Origin of the sequence: Burkholderia cenocepacia, from assembly GCF_014211915.1 — a bacterium.
GTDB lineage: Bacteria > Pseudomonadota > Gammaproteobacteria > Burkholderiales > Burkholderiaceae > Burkholderia > Burkholderia orbicola.
In genome coordinates, this window is record NZ_CP060039.1 from 2,127,526 (window position 1) to 2,141,342 (window position 13,817).

Sequence of the window (13,817 nt, forward strand, 5' to 3'; positions counted from 1 at the left end):
GAACGGAATCCGGTCAGATCGTTTCGGCCTCGCGCAGCGTCGACGGGCTGTGCAGCGCGAAGCGCGCAATGTCGTCCTTGCGCATGAAAGCGACCCCGGGGTGTGATCGAGCGTAGTGCAGGAAGTCGTCCCACGCGCGGACCATCTGCGGCGTGCCGCTGATCCGGTCGTGCGCACTGATCGACATCAGTCTGCGCCGCTGCCCGGCTTCCGCGTACAGCTGGTCGAAATCGAGCTTGATCTGCTCGACGAACATCGTCGGCGAGTAGTGGCGGCCTTCGATCAGCAGGATGTCGTTGTTGCGCAGCGTGTACGGGACCACCACGAAATCGCGACCGTCGACGGTCTCGATGAACGGTTCGTCGCGACTGACGTCGTCGATGTGATACGTGTAGCCGAGTTCCTGCAGCAGCGACAACGTCTGCGGCCCGCGCCGCAGCCAGTTGCAGTTGTAGCCGGTCGGACGCTGGCCGGTCGCCGCTTCGACCATGTCGCGCGCGTCGGTCAGGAAGCGGCGCTCGTCGTCGCGGCTCATCGCGAATTGGGCGCGCCAAGTCGGGCCGTGCGCGGCGGCTTCGTGGCCGCGCGATACGATCTCGCGCGCCAGTTCGGGGTGCCGGCGCGCGGCTTCCCCGATCATGTGCGACGTCACTTTCACGCCGTGCCGGTCCCACAGGTCGAGCAGGCGCGGAATGCCTTCCCGGTAGCCATACGCGAACCAGGTGGCCGAGGCGAGATCGACCGGCACCGACGGCGGAAACGCGACGGCCGGAAACGGGCTGTCCGCGCCCGTGGGCGGTTGTCCGCCCGCCTCGAACTGCATCGAGATCGAGATCACGAGCCGCGCGCCGTCCGGCCAAAACGGCGTGGCGCCCGGTGTCGCGGGCGCCGGCACCGTCGCGGCGGCGGCACGCACGGACGTGCCTGCGGCCAGCGCGACGCCGGCCGCGAGCCCGGCGCCGGCCTGGGCCAGGAAGGTGCGACGCGGCAGCGGCGTCGCGGGCGTGTCGTTACCGTGAGTCATCGTCCCCTCCGTCAGCCGACGAGCCCGAGCTGACGCATCAGCGTCAGGTTGTCCTCGATATGCCAGTTTTCCGCGATCCGGCCGTGGTCGATCCGGTAGATATCGGTCGCGATGAAGTCGATTGCCTGCCCGTGCCCGGCCGTTCCGTTGAACGCGCCGGTGAAATGCCCGCGGAAATGCAGGTGCACGACGACCCGGTCGCCGGCGACGATCATCTGTTCGATGTCGCAGCGCAGATCCGGGATCGCGTCGCGCATCGTGCTGGAGGCCGCGAGCGGCCCCGCTGCGCCTTGTTCGCGGCCGGGCGGCAGCGTGCGGTCGGTGAAGTCGGCGGCGAGCGCCGCGCGGGCGAGTGCGGGGTCGCCGGTATTCCAGAAGCTGCCGTAGCGGCGCGCGGCCAGAATCTGCGCGCGGGCCTGCGCGGCCGGCAAGCCTGCCGCGACGGTCAGGCTGTGCGGCGCGACGAGATCGGCGGCACGGGCGGCGGCGGGCCAGAGCGCCACGACGCAAGCGGCTGCCGCGAAGGCGTGCGCGACAGGGCGGGCGGTTGAACGAAGGCGGATCGACATGGTTGCGAGGGTCCTGTGAAGAGCGTCATGCGACGACGCGGAACAGGTATGGTAGGTTTCCGTTCTGAATGCAAATACGGGCAAACGGCGAATGGATTATTCGAAAAAAGGAAAGATTGGAGCGGGGCGGGCGCCATGACGCTGATCGACGATTTCCCCGCGCTCGATACCTTCGCGCGGATCGTATCGGCCGGCAGCCTGTCGGCGGCGGCGCGCGAGCTCGACCTGTCGTTGTCGGTCGTCAGCAAGCGGCTCGCGCATCTCGAATCGCGGCTCGGCGTGCGCCTGCTGCACCGGACGACGCGGCAGCAGACGCTCACCGACGACGGCGCGCAGTTTCATGCGCAGGTGCTGCGCATCCTGGCCGAAGTCGAGCATGCGGAAACGCTGATGCGCGACCGCCGCGGCACGGTCAGCGGCGTGCTGCGCGTGACGGCGCCCGGCGAACTCGGCCGCCTGCGAATCGCGCCGCTCGTCGCGGCATTTCAGCAGCGGCATCCGCAATTGACCGTGCAGTTGATGCTGACCGATGCGGTCGTCGATCTGCTCGCGGCCGACATCGACGTCGCCGTGCGGATCGGCAATCTCGCCGATTCGACGATGATCGCGCGCGAGCTGGCGCCGAATCACCGCGTGCTGTGCGCGTCGCCGGGCTATCTCGCGGCGCACGGCTGGCCGGCCCATCCGGCCGAGCTGCGTGCGCATCGATGCATCGTGATGGGCGACCAGCCGCGTGCCGAATGGCGGTTCGATGGCGCGCAAGGCGGCGTGGCGGTCGGGGTGACGGCCGCGCTGCTGACGAACGACGGCGGCGCGGCGCGTACGCTGGCGCTCGAAGGCGCGGGCATTGCGTTGAAGTCGATCTGGGACGTCGGCGCCGATCTCGACGCCGGCCGGCTCGTGCGTGTGCTGCCAGCCTTCGAGGCATCCGCCGCGCCGTTGCATGCCGTTTATCCCGGCGCTCGCCATGTGCCGTTGCGGGTGCGGACGTTCGTCGATTTCCTGCGCGAGCGGTTGCGGGATGCGTGGCGCCGCCACGATTGAACCTGGCTCGGGTGGTGGGCCGGGGAGGGCGTGACGCCCCGTCATTCCGAAGCGGTTTACAATCGTTTGCATCGGGCGCCGCAAGCGTTGTCCCGCGCGTCGCCCCCGTTCGACAGGATGCCAACGATGCCAACGATCCCAGCGAATCCCCCGGTTCCCCGCCAGCGGCGCGTGCAGTGTGCGAGCGCGGCCGGCCTTCACCACGTCGCCTATACCGAGTGGGGCGATCCCGCGAATCCGCGCGTGCTCGTCTGCGTGCACGGCCTGACCCGCTCCGGGCGCGATTTCGACCGGCTTGCCGCTGCGCTGTCCGATACGTATCGCGTCGTCTGCCCCGATGTCGTCGGGCGCGGCCAATCGGACCGGCTGGCCGATCCGCGGCACTATGCGATTCCGCAGTACGTGGCCGACATGGTGACGCTGATCGCACGGCTCGACGTCGAATCGGTCGACTGGTTCGGTACGTCGATGGGCGGCCTGATCGGCATGGCGCTCGCCGGGCTCCCCGGTTCGCCGCTGCGCCGGATGATCGTCAACGACGTCGGCCCGCGCATCGAGCCCGATTCGTTGACGCGCATCGGCGAGTACCTCGGCGTGCAGCCGCGCTTTGCGACCGAGCAGGAGGGGATCGACTACCTGACGTCGCTGTCGCTGCCGTTCGGTGCGCTGAGCGCCGACGAGTGGCGCGAGATCAACGGGCCGCTGCTGCACGAACTGCCCGAAGGCGGCTGGACGATGCGCTACGATCCGCGCATCGCCGAGCCGTTCAAGGCGACGACGCCCGAACTGGCCGCGCTTGGCGAGGCCGCGCTGTGGCGCGCGATCGAGACGACGGATGCGACGCTCCTCGTCGTGCGCGGCGAGACGTCCGACTTGCTGTCGCGCGAGACGGCGGCCGAAATGGTCCGTCGCGGCCGGCACGTGACGCAGGTCGAGATTCCGGGGGCGGGCCACGCGCCGGCCTTCGTCAGCGCCGACCAGATTGCGCTCGCACGGCAGTTTTTCGTCGAAGGCGACGCATAAACGCGTCATAATATGCGGTTCGGCGGCACGCGGGCCGTGCCGCCGCCCGATTTCCTATCCATCACGACCGGAACATTTTCATGGCAGTCATTCGTCACCACGTCGGGGCCCGTCTCTCCGAAACCGCGATCCACAACGGTACCGTGTATCTGGCCGGTCAGATCGCCGAAGACACCACGCAGGACATCCGCGGCCAGACGCGCGAAGTGCTCGGCCACATCGACCGCCTGCTCGCCGAAGCGAACAGCGACAAGGCGCATCTGCTGTCGGTGCAGATCTACATCTCGGATCTCGCGAACTTCGAAGGCATGAATGCGGAGTGGGACGCATGGGTCGCACCGGGCAACACGCCGCCGCGCGCCACCGTCGAGGCGAAGCTCGCCGATCCGGCGCTGCTCGTCGAGATCGTGGTCGTCGCCGCGCAGCGGAGCTGAGCTGAGCTGAGCGTTATCCGACGATGACCGTATTCCGGCAGGCCGTGCAATGACCGAATCCGTTTCCGCCTCTCCCGTCGCGGCGCCGTCGTTCGACGACGTGCTTGCGTTCGTGCGCGAGCGGGCCGGCGACGCGCGCCTGTCGTCCGGCGAGCTGCTCGCCGATCACTCGGCGGGCACGGCGGCGATCATGCGCACGCTGAACGTCGATCCGTCCGCGATGCAGGCCGCCGCGCTGTTCGTGCTGACGCCGCACCTGAGCGACCCCGAGCGCGAGCTGACCGAGCGTTTTGGCGACGAAGTCGCGCGGCTCGTGTCCGACGTGCGCAAGCTGTTGCGGCTCGGCACCGTCAGCCTGCGCGCCGCGCAGAATGCCGCGAAGCCCGACTCCGGGCGCGACGCGGCGGAAGAGCGGCGCACGCAGATCGAGGCGCTGCGCAAGATGCTGCTCGCGTTCGCGCAGGACATCCGCGTGGTGCTGATCCGGCTCGCGTCGCGGTTGCAGTCGCTGCGCTACTACGCGGCCGCGAAGCTCGATCCGCCGCCCGACGTCGCGCGCGAGACGCTCGAGATCTATGCGCCGCTCGCGAACCGTCTCGGTATCTGGCAACTGAAGTGGGAGCTCGAGGATCTCGCGTTCCGCTTCGAGGATCCCGTCACCTACAAGCGGATCGCGAAGCTGCTCGACGAGAAGCGCATCGAGCGCGAGGCGTACGTGACGCAGGCGATCGCGCGGCTGCAGCACGAGCTCGCGCAAGCGCACATCCAGGCCGACGTGAGCGGCCGGCCGAAGCATATCTACAGCATCTGGCGCAAGATGCGCGGCAAGGAGCTCGACTTCTCCGAGCTGTACGACGTGCGCGCGTTTCGCGTGATCGTGCCCGACATCAAGGATTGCTACGCGGTGCTGGGCATCGTGCATCACCTGTGGCAGCCGGTGCCGAAGGAATTCGACGACTACATCTCGCGGCCGAAGCCGAACGGCTACAAGTCGCTGCATACGGTCGTGATCGGCGACGACGGCCGTGCGTTCGAAGTGCAGATCCGCACGCAGGAGATGCATCGTTTCGCCGAGTACGGCGTCGCCGCGCACTGGCGTTACAAGGAGGCCGGCGCGCGCGGTTACGGCGGCCAGTTCTCCGCGAGCGACAAGTACGACGAGAAGATCGCGTGGCTGCGCCAGTTGCTCGCGTGGAAGGACGACGTCGAGGACGGCACCGAAGTGTCGGGCGACCAGGCGTGGGCGCAATTGCGCGAGACGTCGCTCGACGACGACCACATCTATGTACTGACGCCGCAGGCGCGCGTGATCGCGTTGCCGCAGGGCGCGACGCCGGTGGATTTCGCGTATCACCTGCACAGCGAGCTCGGCCATCGCTGCCGTGGCGCGCGCGTCGACGGCGTGATGGTGCCGCTGAACACGTCGCTGGCGAACGGCCAGACGGTCGAGATCGTCGCGGTGAAGGAAGGCGGGCCGTCGCGCGACTGGCTGAACCTGCAGCTCGGTTACCTGAAGAGCTCGCGCGCGCGGCAGAAGGTGCGTGCGTGGTTCAACTCGATCGAGCAGGAAGAAAACGTCGCGCACGGGCGCGCGCTCGTCGAAAAGACGCTGCAGCGCGAGGGCAAGACGTCGGTCAACCTGGACAACCTCGCCGCGAAGCTCGGCTTCAAGTCACCCGAGGAGTTGTTCTCGGTCGTCGGCAAGGAAGAGTTCAGCCTGCGCAACGTCGAGCACGCGCTGTCCGATGCGCCGCCGCCGGAACCGGCGCCCGAGGCGCCGGCCGATTTCGAGAAGCGCAGCAGCGGCGCGAGCGTCGCGCACGGCGCGTCGACCGGCGTGCTGGTGGTGGGCGTCGACGCGCTGCTGACGCAGTTGGCGCGCTGCTGCCGTCCGGCGCCGCCCGATCCGATCAGCGGTTTCGTCACGCGCGGCAAGGGAATGTCGATTCATCGCAGCGACTGCCCGACGTTTCGCCGGATGGTCGAGCGCGCGCCGGAGCGCGTGCTGCAGACGACCTGGTCGGCCGACGTGCTGGGCGGGCGCGGCGCGTCCGTGTATCCGGTCGACCTGATGATCGAGGCGAGCGACCGGCAAGGGTTGCTGCGCGATATCTCCGAAGTGTTCGCACGCGAAAAGATCAATGTCGTGGGCGTGAAGACGCAGAGTCGCCGCAATGCGGCATTCATGCAGTTCACGGTCGAGGTATCGAATTCGGCGCAGGTGCAGCGCGCGTGCACGCTGCTCGGCGAGGTGCAGGGCGTCGTGCGGGCAGGGCGGAAATCGTGATGGGGTTGGAACAGCATTGTTTTGCTGCGACCGCATAAAACACTTGCCAAGTCGGTAGCCGCTCCATATAATCTTAGCTTCTCTAGGCTCGTAGCTCAGTTGGTTAGAGCACCACCTTGACATGGTGGGGGTCGTTGGTTCGAATCCAATCGAGCCTACCAACGAATTGAGAATGCCCGGCCTCCGGGTGTTCAGTGCAGTACACAACTCAACGCGAACAAGGCGAATACGGTTATGACACCGCGAACGTTGACCGAAACCACTTCGGAGCGACGCTAGTCGAGGAACGTTTTCGCCCTTTCAGTTTGAGTGAAGTATCGAATGCGGCCCCTCGAAAGCGGGGCCGCATTTTTTTTGTCGCGAATTTTTTGACGCGTGAGTTCGATCTCGCGTACCTGGTCTGCCGCCCACTGTCGGCATCACGGAGATTGCTATGGTTTCGATACGCTTGCCTGACGGCTCAGTTCGACAATACGAGCATCCGGTGACAGTTGCCGAGGTTGCGGCCTCGATCGGTCCCGGCCTTGCGAAGGCTGCGCTTGGTGGCAAGCTCGATGGTGAGCTCGTTGATACGTCGACGGTGATCGACCGCGACGCGTCGCTCGCGATCGTCACGGACAAGGATGCCGACGGCCTCGACATCATCCGTCACTCGACCGCTCACTTGCTCGCGTATGCGGTGAAGGAGCTGTATCCGGACGCGCAGGTGACGATCGGCCCGGTGATCGACAACGGTTTCTATTACGACTTCTCGTACAACCGCCCGTTTACGCCGGAAGATCTGGAAAAGATCGAAAAGCGCATGCAGGAGCTCGCGAAGAAGGACGAGCCGGTCACGCGTCGTGTTGTGTCGCGCGACGAGGCGGCCGGTTACTTCCGCAGCATCGGCGAGAAGTACAAGGCGGAGATCATCGAATCGATTCCGCAAAGCGACGAAATCAAGCTGTACTCGCACGGCGGCTTCACCGATCTGTGCCGCGGCCCGCACGTGCCGTCCACCGGCAAGCTGAAGGTCTTCAAGCTGATGAAGGTCGCGGGTGCGTACTGGCGCGGCGATTCGAAGAACGAGCAGCTGCAGCGTATCTACGGCACGGCCTGGACGAAGAAGGAAGACCAGGATCAGTACCTGCACATGCTCGAGGAGGCGGAGAAGCGCGACCACCGCAAGCTGGGCAAGCAGCTCGACCTGTTCCACATGCAGGAAGAGTCGCCGGGCATGGTGTTCTGGCATCCGAAGGGTTGGGCGCTGTGGCAGCAGGTCGAGCAGTACATGCGCCGCCGCGTCAACGAAGCCGGTTATCTCGAGATCAAGACGCCGATGATCATGGACCGCTCGCTGTGGGAAGCGTCGGGCCACTGGCAGAACTATCGCGAGAACATGTTCACGACGGAGTCGGAGAAGCGCGACTACGCGATCAAGCCGATGAACTGCCCGGGCCACGTCCAGGTGTTCAAGCACGGCCTGCGCTCGTATCGCGACCTGCCGCTGCGTTACGCGGAATTCGGCTCGTGCCACCGCAACGAGGCATCGGGCGCGCTGCACGGCCTGATGCGCGTGCGCGGCTTCGTGCAGGACGATGCGCACATCTTCTGTACGGAAGACCAGTTCATCTCGGAATCGATCGCGTTCAACACGCTGGCCATGAGCGTGTACAAGGACTTCGGTTTCGATCACATCGACATCAAGCTGTCGCTGCGTCCCGACCAGCGTGCGGGTACGGACGAGACGTGGGATCGTGCCGAGCAAGGTTTGCGCGATGCGCTGACGGCTTGTGGTCTCACGTGGGAAGAGTTGCCGGGTGAGGGCGCGTTCTACGGCCCGAAGATCGAGTACCACATCAAGGACGCGCTCGGCCGCTCGTGGCAGTGCGGCACGCTGCAGCTCGACATGGTGCTGCCGGAGCGCCTGGGTGCCGAATACGTCGCGGAAGACAACAGCCGCCGCCGGCCGGTGATGCTGCACCGCGCGATCGTCGGTTCGATGGAGCGTTTCCTCGGCATTTTGATCGAGCACCATGCTGGTGCAATGCCGGTCTGGCTCGCGCCGTATCAGGCAATTGTGCTCAATATCGCCGAAAGTCAGGCCGAATATGCGCAGTCTCTGGCCCAATCGTTGCAAAAACAAGGGGTTAGAGTGGCGGCCGATTTGCGCAACGAGAAGATTAGCTATAAAATACGCGAGCACACGCTGGAAAAGGTGCCTTATCTCCTCGTCGTGGGCGATAAGGAGCGTGATGCGCAAACGGTAGCCGTGCGTGCCCGTGGCGGCGTCGATCTTGGCGTAATGCCGGTCGAAGCCTTCGTTGAGCGTCTGCAGGAAGACCTGCGCTCGTTCAAGTAACCGCCCTGGCAGCGCGGCTCGTTTTTTTAATTTTTAGAGGAAACGTAACATCGCTACTGATAAGTCGTCGCACCGCATCAACGGTGAAATCACTGCGCCGGAAGTGCGCCTGGTCGGGATCGAGAACGAACCGCTCGGTATCGTAAAACTCGCTGACGCTTTCCGTAAATCGGAAGAACTGGATGTTGACCTGGTGGAGATCGCGCCGCAAGCGGTGCCGCCGGTTTGCCGTCTGATGGATTACGGCAAGTTCAAGTACCAGGAGTCGAAGAAGCAGCACGAAGCGAAGCTGAAGCAGAAGGTCATCCAGGTCAAGGAAGTCAAGTTCCGTCCGGGTACCGATGACGGGGATTACAACGTCAAGCTCCGCAATCTCGTGCGCTTCCTCGAAGAGGGCGACAAGACGAAGATCACGTTGCGTTTCCGCGGCCGTGAAATGGCTCACCAGGAAATCGGTATGCGGATGCTCGAGCGTCTGCGCACGGATCTCGAGGAAGTCGGCCAGGTCGAGCAGATGCCGAAGATGGAAGGGCGCCAGATGATCATGGTGCTCTCGCCGAAGAAAAAGAAGTAACGGGCCCGCGCGCATCGCGCGCAGGTTCGACAGTGGTTCGGTGCGTTGCCCGGTCAGGGCGGCGCGCCAACGATGACGGCGGCTGCGCAAGCGGTTCGCCGTACACAAGTGGACTGGGTTTCGAAGGGCGGGTCAAGGGCGCAAGCCAACCGCACACCCATCGCCATCTAATAAACTGGAGTTGTTCGTCATGCCTAAGATGAAGACCAAGAAGAGCGCTGCAAAGCGCTTCGTGGTGCGTCCGGGCGGTACCGTCAAGCGCGGTCAAGCCTTCAAGCGTCACATCCTGACCAAGAAAACCACGAAGAACAAGCGCCATCTGCGCGGCGCAACGGCAGTTCATGATTCCGATCTGAACTCCGTCCGCGCGATGCTCCCGTTCGCGTAACCCCTCAACTGATACTCCAAGGAGAGAAACATGCCTCGAGTCAAACGTGGGGTAACCGCACGGGCCCGCCACAAGAAGATCATCAACCTGGCCAAGGGTTATCGCGGCCGCCGCAATAACGTCTACCGCATCGCCAAGCAGGCGGTGATGCGCGCTGGTCAGTACGCGTACCGCGATCGCCGCAACAAGAAGCGTGTGTTCCGCGCACTGTGGATCACGCGTATCAACGCGGCAGTTCGCCAGCACGACATGACCTACAGCGTGTTCATCAACGGCCTGAAGAAGGCGTCGATCGAACTCGACCGTAAGGTGCTGGCCGACATGGCGGTGTTCGACAAGGCTGCTTTTGCTGCGATCGTCAAGCAGGTGAAAGCCGCCGTTGCAGCCTAATTGCGAAATTAGCACTGCGTGGTTAGTTGCAGCGAGGTTCCGGTAGTCTCGGCCGCTGCAGCGAAAACGGGGCTCTTCCGAGCCCCTTTTTTGTTTGGCGAGGCCATTTCGCTCGCCAAGACCGAATGACGTTGGAAATGATGGGATCTATGGATCTGGACCAGATTGTCGCCGACGCGCAGCAGTCCTTCGAACAGGCTGCCGACATCACCACGCTCGAAAACGAGAAAGCACGATTTCTCGGCAAATCGGGTGCGCTGACCGAGTTGCTGAAGGGCCTCGGCAAGCTCGATCCCGAAGCACGCAAGACCGAAGGCGCACGCATCAACGTCGCGAAGCAGCAGGTTGAAGCCGCGCTCACCGCCCGTCGCCAGGCACTGGCCGACGCGCTGCTGAATCAGCGCCTCACCGCCGAAGCGATCGACGTGACGTTGCCGGGCCGCGGCGCCGGCGCAGGCAGCCTGCACCCCGTGATGCGCACGTGGGAGCGTGTCGAACAGATTTTCGGCTCGATCGGTTTCGACGTGGCCGACGGCCCCGAAATCGAGACCGACTGGTACAACTTCACGTCGCTGAACAGCCCGGAGAACCATCCGGCGCGTTCGATGCAGGACACCTTCTACGTCGAAGGCAAGGATGCCGACGGCCGCCAGCTGCTGCTGCGCACGCACACGAGCCCGATGCAGGTGCGTTACGCGCGCATGAACCGTCCGCCGATCAAGGTGATCGCGCCGGGCCGCACGTATCGCGTCGACAGCGATGCGACCCACTCGCCGATGTTCAATCAGGTCGAGGGGCTGTGGATCGACGAAAACATCAGCTTCGCCGACCTCAAGGGCGTCTATACCGACTTCCTGAAAAAATTCTTCGAGCGCGACGACATCCTCGTGCGCTTCCGTCCGTCGTATTTCCCGTTCACGGAACCGTCGGCCGAGATCGACATGATGTTCGAGCAAGGCAAGAACGCCGGCAAGTGGCTCGAAATTTCCGGCTCGGGGCAGGTGCATCCGACCGTGATCCGCAACATGGGCCTCGACCCCGAGCGCTACATCGGTTTCGCGTTCGGCAGCGGCCTCGAGCGCCTGACGATGCTGCGCTACGGCGTTCAGGATCTCCGGCTGTTCTTCGAGAACGACCTGCGTTTCCTGCGCCAGTTCGCATAACGCCGCTCGCCGCGCCGACCTGTGCCCGCGCACGCCCCCGATGGACGTTTCCGACGGGGCCCGGGCGTCGATCTAACCTGTTTCGAACGTAGACATCCATGCAATTCCCTGAATCCTGGTTGAGAACCTTTGTCGACCCGCAGCTGACGACCGACGAGCTGTCGCACGCGCTGACGATGGCGGGGCTCGAAGTCGAATCGCTGAGCAAGGCTGCGCCGCCGACGTCGAAGATCGTCGTGGGCCGCGTGCTCGAAGTCGTCAAGCATCCGGATGCGGACAAGCTCAATGTCTGCCAGGTCGACGCCGGCACCGGCGCGACGCTGAACATCGTCTGCGGCGCGCCGAACGTGGCGCCCGGCATCAAGGTGCCGGTCGCGCTGGTGGGCGCGGAACTGCCGCCGGCGGAAGAGGGCGGCAAGCCGTTCGCGATCAAGCTGTCGAAGCTGCGCGGCGTGGAGAGCCAGGGGATGCTGTGCTCGGCGCGCGAGCTGAAGTTGTCCGAGGATCACAGCGGGCTGTTGATCCTGCCGGAAGACACGCCGGTCGGCCAGGACATCCGCGAGACCCTCAATCTCGACGACACGATCTTCGAAATCAAGCTGACGCCGAACAAGGCCGACTGTCTGTCGGTGTTCGGCATCGCGCGCGAGACGGCCGCGATCACAGGCGCGCCGCTGACGCCGGTCGACATCCGCCCGGTGAACGTCGAGCTCGACGAAACGCTGCCGGTGCGCATTGCCGCGCCCGATCTGTGCGGCCGCTTCTCGGGGCGCGTGATCCGCGGCGTGAACGCGCATGCGAAGACGCCGCAGTGGATGGTCGAGCGCCTCGAGCGCTCGGGCCAGCGCAGCGTGTCCGCGCTCGTCGACATCTCGAACTACGTGATGTTCGAACTCGGCCGCCCGTCGCACGTGTTCGATCTCGACAAGATCCACGGCGGCATCGAAGTGCGCTGGGGCAAGCGCGGCGAATCGCTGAAGCTGCTCAACGGCAACACGGTCGAACTCGACGAAACGGTCGGCGTGATCGCGGACGACCGTCAGGTCGAAAGCCTGGCCGGCATCATGGGCGGCGACAGCACGGCCGTCACGCTCGATACGACCAACATCTACCTGGAAGCCGCGTTCTGGTGGCCGGACAGCATCCGCGGCCGCGCGCGCAAGTACAACTTCTCGACCGATGCGGCCCATCGCTTCGAGCGCGGCGTCGATTACGCGACGACCGTCGAGCACGTCGAGCGCATCACGCAGCTGATCCTCGAGATCTGCGGCGGCAAGGCCGGCCCGGTCGACGATCAGGCGGTGAACCTGCCGCAGCGCGCACCGGTGAAGATGCGCGTGTCGCGCGCGAACCGCATCATCGGCGTGAAGATCGACGCCGACGAGATCGCGGACATCTTCACGCGCCTCGGCCTGCCGTTCGAGCGTGAAGACGACGCGTTCCTCGTCACGCCGCCGTCGCATCGCTTCGACATCGAGATCGAGGAAGACCTGATCGAGGAAGTGGCGCGCATCTACGGTTTCGAGAAGATCCCGGCGCGGCCGCCGGTCGCGACGAGCGAAATGCGCGCGACCCACGAGACGCGACGTTCGATCCACGATATCCGTCACGCGCTCGCCGCGCGCGACTACGCGGAAACCGTCAACTTCAGCTTCGTCGATGCGGAGTGGGAGCACGATTTCGCGGGCAACGACAACCCGATCCGCCTGCTGAACCCGATCGCGAGCCAGCTTTCGGTGATGCGCACGACGCTGTTCGGCAGCCTGATCGCCGTGCTGCGCCACAACCTGAACCGCCGCGCCGATCGCGTGCGCGTGTTCGAATCGGGGCGCGTGTTCGTCGCCGATCCGTCGGTGAAGGCCGGCGAGCTGGCGGTCGAAGGTCATGCGCAGCCGAAGCGCGTCGGCGCGCTGGCGTACGGTCCGGCGCTCGACGAGCAGTGGGGCGTGGCGACCCGCGCGGTCGATTTCTTCGACGTGAAGGGCGACGTCGAAGCGCTGCTCGCGCCAGCGGTTGCGCGTTTCGTGAAAGCCGAGCATCCGGCCCTTCATCCGGGCCGCAGCGCACGGATCGAAGTCGAGGGCCGCGCGGTCGGCTGGATCGGCGAGTTGCATCCGCGCCTGATGCAGAAATACGAGCTGCCGCACCCGCCGGTGATGTTCGAAATCGACGCGGACGCGCTGATTGCCCGTACGCTGCCCGCGCCGACCGACGTGTCGAAATTCCCGCCGGTCCGTCGCGATATCGCCGTTGTCGTCGATCAGGCGGTCGAGGTTCAGGCACTTTTCGACGAAATGAAGAAGGCGCTTGCCGAAGAGGCCTGCCGATTCGTTCAGAAGGTTGTACTCTTCGACGAATTTCGTGCAAAATCAAATACTTCCGGTGGTCTTGCCGCGAACGAGAAGAGCCTTGCCTTCCGCGTGACGCTGCAGGACGCGGCTGGCACGCTGCAGGACGAGGTCGTCGATCAGGCGATTCAGACGCTGGTCGAGCGAATGGCTCGTGCCGGTGCGCGCCTGCGCGGCTAAGGAGAGGGCCCGCCCGTTCGCGGGCGGCTTTTTTCCATCGTAAGTTTTGATT

12 protein-coding genes and 1 tRNA gene are annotated in these 13,817 nt (G+C 65.0%); 11 read left to right on the plus strand and 2 right to left on the minus strand.

Annotated features, from left to right (window positions below):
- Positions 1-13: 13 nt before the first annotated feature.
- Positions 14-1,024: a polysaccharide deacetylase family protein gene (locus tag SY91_RS10065; RefSeq protein WP_185920894.1), complete on the minus strand. Its 1,011-nt coding sequence runs from the start codon at positions 1,022-1,024 to the stop codon at positions 14-16.
- Between the two features lie 11 nt (positions 1,025-1,035).
- On the minus strand, positions 1,036-1,593 hold the full coding sequence (locus SY91_RS10070; protein WP_023477367.1) for an ester cyclase: 558 nt from the start codon (positions 1,591-1,593) through the stop codon (positions 1,036-1,038).
- A gap of 135 nt (positions 1,594-1,728) precedes the next feature.
- Here SY91_RS10070 and SY91_RS10075 point away from each other — a divergent pair, with 135 nt between their 5' ends.
- The 11 genes from SY91_RS10075 (at position 1,729) to pheT (ending at position 13,765) form a co-directional block, all read left to right on the plus strand.
- Positions 1,729-2,637 carry a LysR family transcriptional regulator gene (locus SY91_RS10075; RefSeq protein WP_023477368.1) on the plus strand — a complete coding sequence of 303 codons (909 nt, stop codon included), beginning with the start codon at positions 1,729-1,731 and terminating at the stop codon, positions 2,635-2,637.
- Positions 2,638-2,763: 126 nt separating this feature from the next.
- Positions 2,764-3,660, plus strand: a complete 897-nt coding sequence (locus SY91_RS10080) for an alpha/beta fold hydrolase (protein ID WP_043888338.1) — start codon at positions 2,764-2,766, stop codon at positions 3,658-3,660.
- Positions 3,661-3,740: 80 nt separating this feature from the next.
- Positions 3,741-4,094 (plus strand): RidA family protein, encoded by a 354-nt coding sequence (locus tag SY91_RS10085; protein ID WP_006486103.1) that lies wholly within the window; start codon positions 3,741-3,743, stop codon positions 4,092-4,094.
- 49 nt (positions 4,095-4,143) lie between these two features.
- Positions 4,144-6,381: a RelA/SpoT family protein gene (locus SY91_RS10090; protein ID WP_023477371.1), complete on the plus strand. Its 2,238-nt coding sequence runs from the start codon at positions 4,144-4,146 to the stop codon at positions 6,379-6,381.
- A gap of 84 nt (positions 6,382-6,465) precedes the next feature.
- Positions 6,466-6,542 (plus strand) — tRNA-Val (locus SY91_RS10095).
- Between the two features lie 272 nt (positions 6,543-6,814).
- Positions 6,815-8,722 carry a threonine--tRNA ligase gene (gene thrS, locus SY91_RS10100; protein WP_006486105.1) on the plus strand — a complete coding sequence of 636 codons (1,908 nt, stop codon included), beginning with the start codon at positions 6,815-6,817 and terminating at the stop codon, positions 8,720-8,722.
- Positions 8,723-8,771: 49 nt separating this feature from the next.
- Positions 8,772-9,296, plus strand: coding sequence for a translation initiation factor IF-3 (infC, locus tag SY91_RS10105; RefSeq protein ID WP_071734130.1), 525 nt, complete (start codon positions 8,772-8,774; stop codon positions 9,294-9,296).
- Between the two features lie 190 nt (positions 9,297-9,486).
- Complete coding sequence (rpmI, locus tag SY91_RS10110) at positions 9,487-9,684, plus strand: 50S ribosomal protein L35 (RefSeq protein WP_004191477.1); 198 nt, start codon at positions 9,487-9,489, stop codon at positions 9,682-9,684.
- Between the two features lie 30 nt (positions 9,685-9,714).
- A complete protein-coding gene (gene rplT, locus SY91_RS10115) occupies positions 9,715-10,074 on the plus strand; it encodes a 50S ribosomal protein L20 (protein ID WP_004192938.1) in 360 nt (119 codons plus the stop codon).
- A 149-nt stretch (positions 10,075-10,223) separates the two neighbouring features.
- Positions 10,224-11,237 carry a phenylalanine--tRNA ligase subunit alpha gene (gene pheS, locus SY91_RS10120; RefSeq protein WP_006486107.1) on the plus strand — a complete coding sequence of 338 codons (1,014 nt, stop codon included), beginning with the start codon at positions 10,224-10,226 and terminating at the stop codon, positions 11,235-11,237.
- 98 nt (positions 11,238-11,335) lie between these two features.
- Positions 11,336-13,765 (plus strand): phenylalanine--tRNA ligase subunit beta, encoded by a 2,430-nt coding sequence (pheT, locus tag SY91_RS10125; RefSeq protein WP_023477372.1) that lies wholly within the window; start codon positions 11,336-11,338, stop codon positions 13,763-13,765.
- Positions 13,766-13,817: the final 52 nt, after the last annotated feature.

Excerpts from the sequence above, each read along its gene's own strand:
- SY91_RS10065 (WP_185920894.1), bottom strand. The coding sequence starts at position 1,024 with ATGACTCACGGTAACGACACGCCCGCGACGCCGCTGCCGCGTCGCACC.
- SY91_RS10070 (WP_023477367.1), bottom strand. The coding sequence starts at position 1,593 with ATGTCGATCCGCCTTCGTTCAACCGCCCGCCCTGTCGCGCACGCCTTC.
- SY91_RS10075 (WP_023477368.1), top strand. The coding sequence starts at position 1,729 with ATGACGCTGATCGACGATTTCCCCGCGCTCGATACCTTCGCGCGGATC.
- SY91_RS10080 (WP_043888338.1), top strand. The coding sequence starts at position 2,764 with ATGCCAACGATCCCAGCGAATCCCCCGGTTCCCCGCCAGCGGCGCGTG.
- SY91_RS10085 (WP_006486103.1), top strand. The coding sequence starts at position 3,741 with ATGGCAGTCATTCGTCACCACGTCGGGGCCCGTCTCTCCGAAACCGCG.
- SY91_RS10090 (WP_023477371.1), top strand. The coding sequence starts at position 4,144 with ATGACCGAATCCGTTTCCGCCTCTCCCGTCGCGGCGCCGTCGTTCGAC.
- thrS (WP_006486105.1), top strand. The coding sequence starts at position 6,815 with ATGGTTTCGATACGCTTGCCTGACGGCTCAGTTCGACAATACGAGCAT.
- rpmI (WP_004191477.1), top strand. The coding sequence starts at position 9,487 with ATGCCTAAGATGAAGACCAAGAAGAGCGCTGCAAAGCGCTTCGTGGTG.
- rplT (WP_004192938.1), top strand. The coding sequence starts at position 9,715 with ATGCCTCGAGTCAAACGTGGGGTAACCGCACGGGCCCGCCACAAGAAG.
- pheS (WP_006486107.1), top strand. The coding sequence starts at position 10,224 with ATGGATCTGGACCAGATTGTCGCCGACGCGCAGCAGTCCTTCGAACAG.
- pheT (WP_023477372.1), top strand. The coding sequence starts at position 11,336 with ATGCAATTCCCTGAATCCTGGTTGAGAACCTTTGTCGACCCGCAGCTG.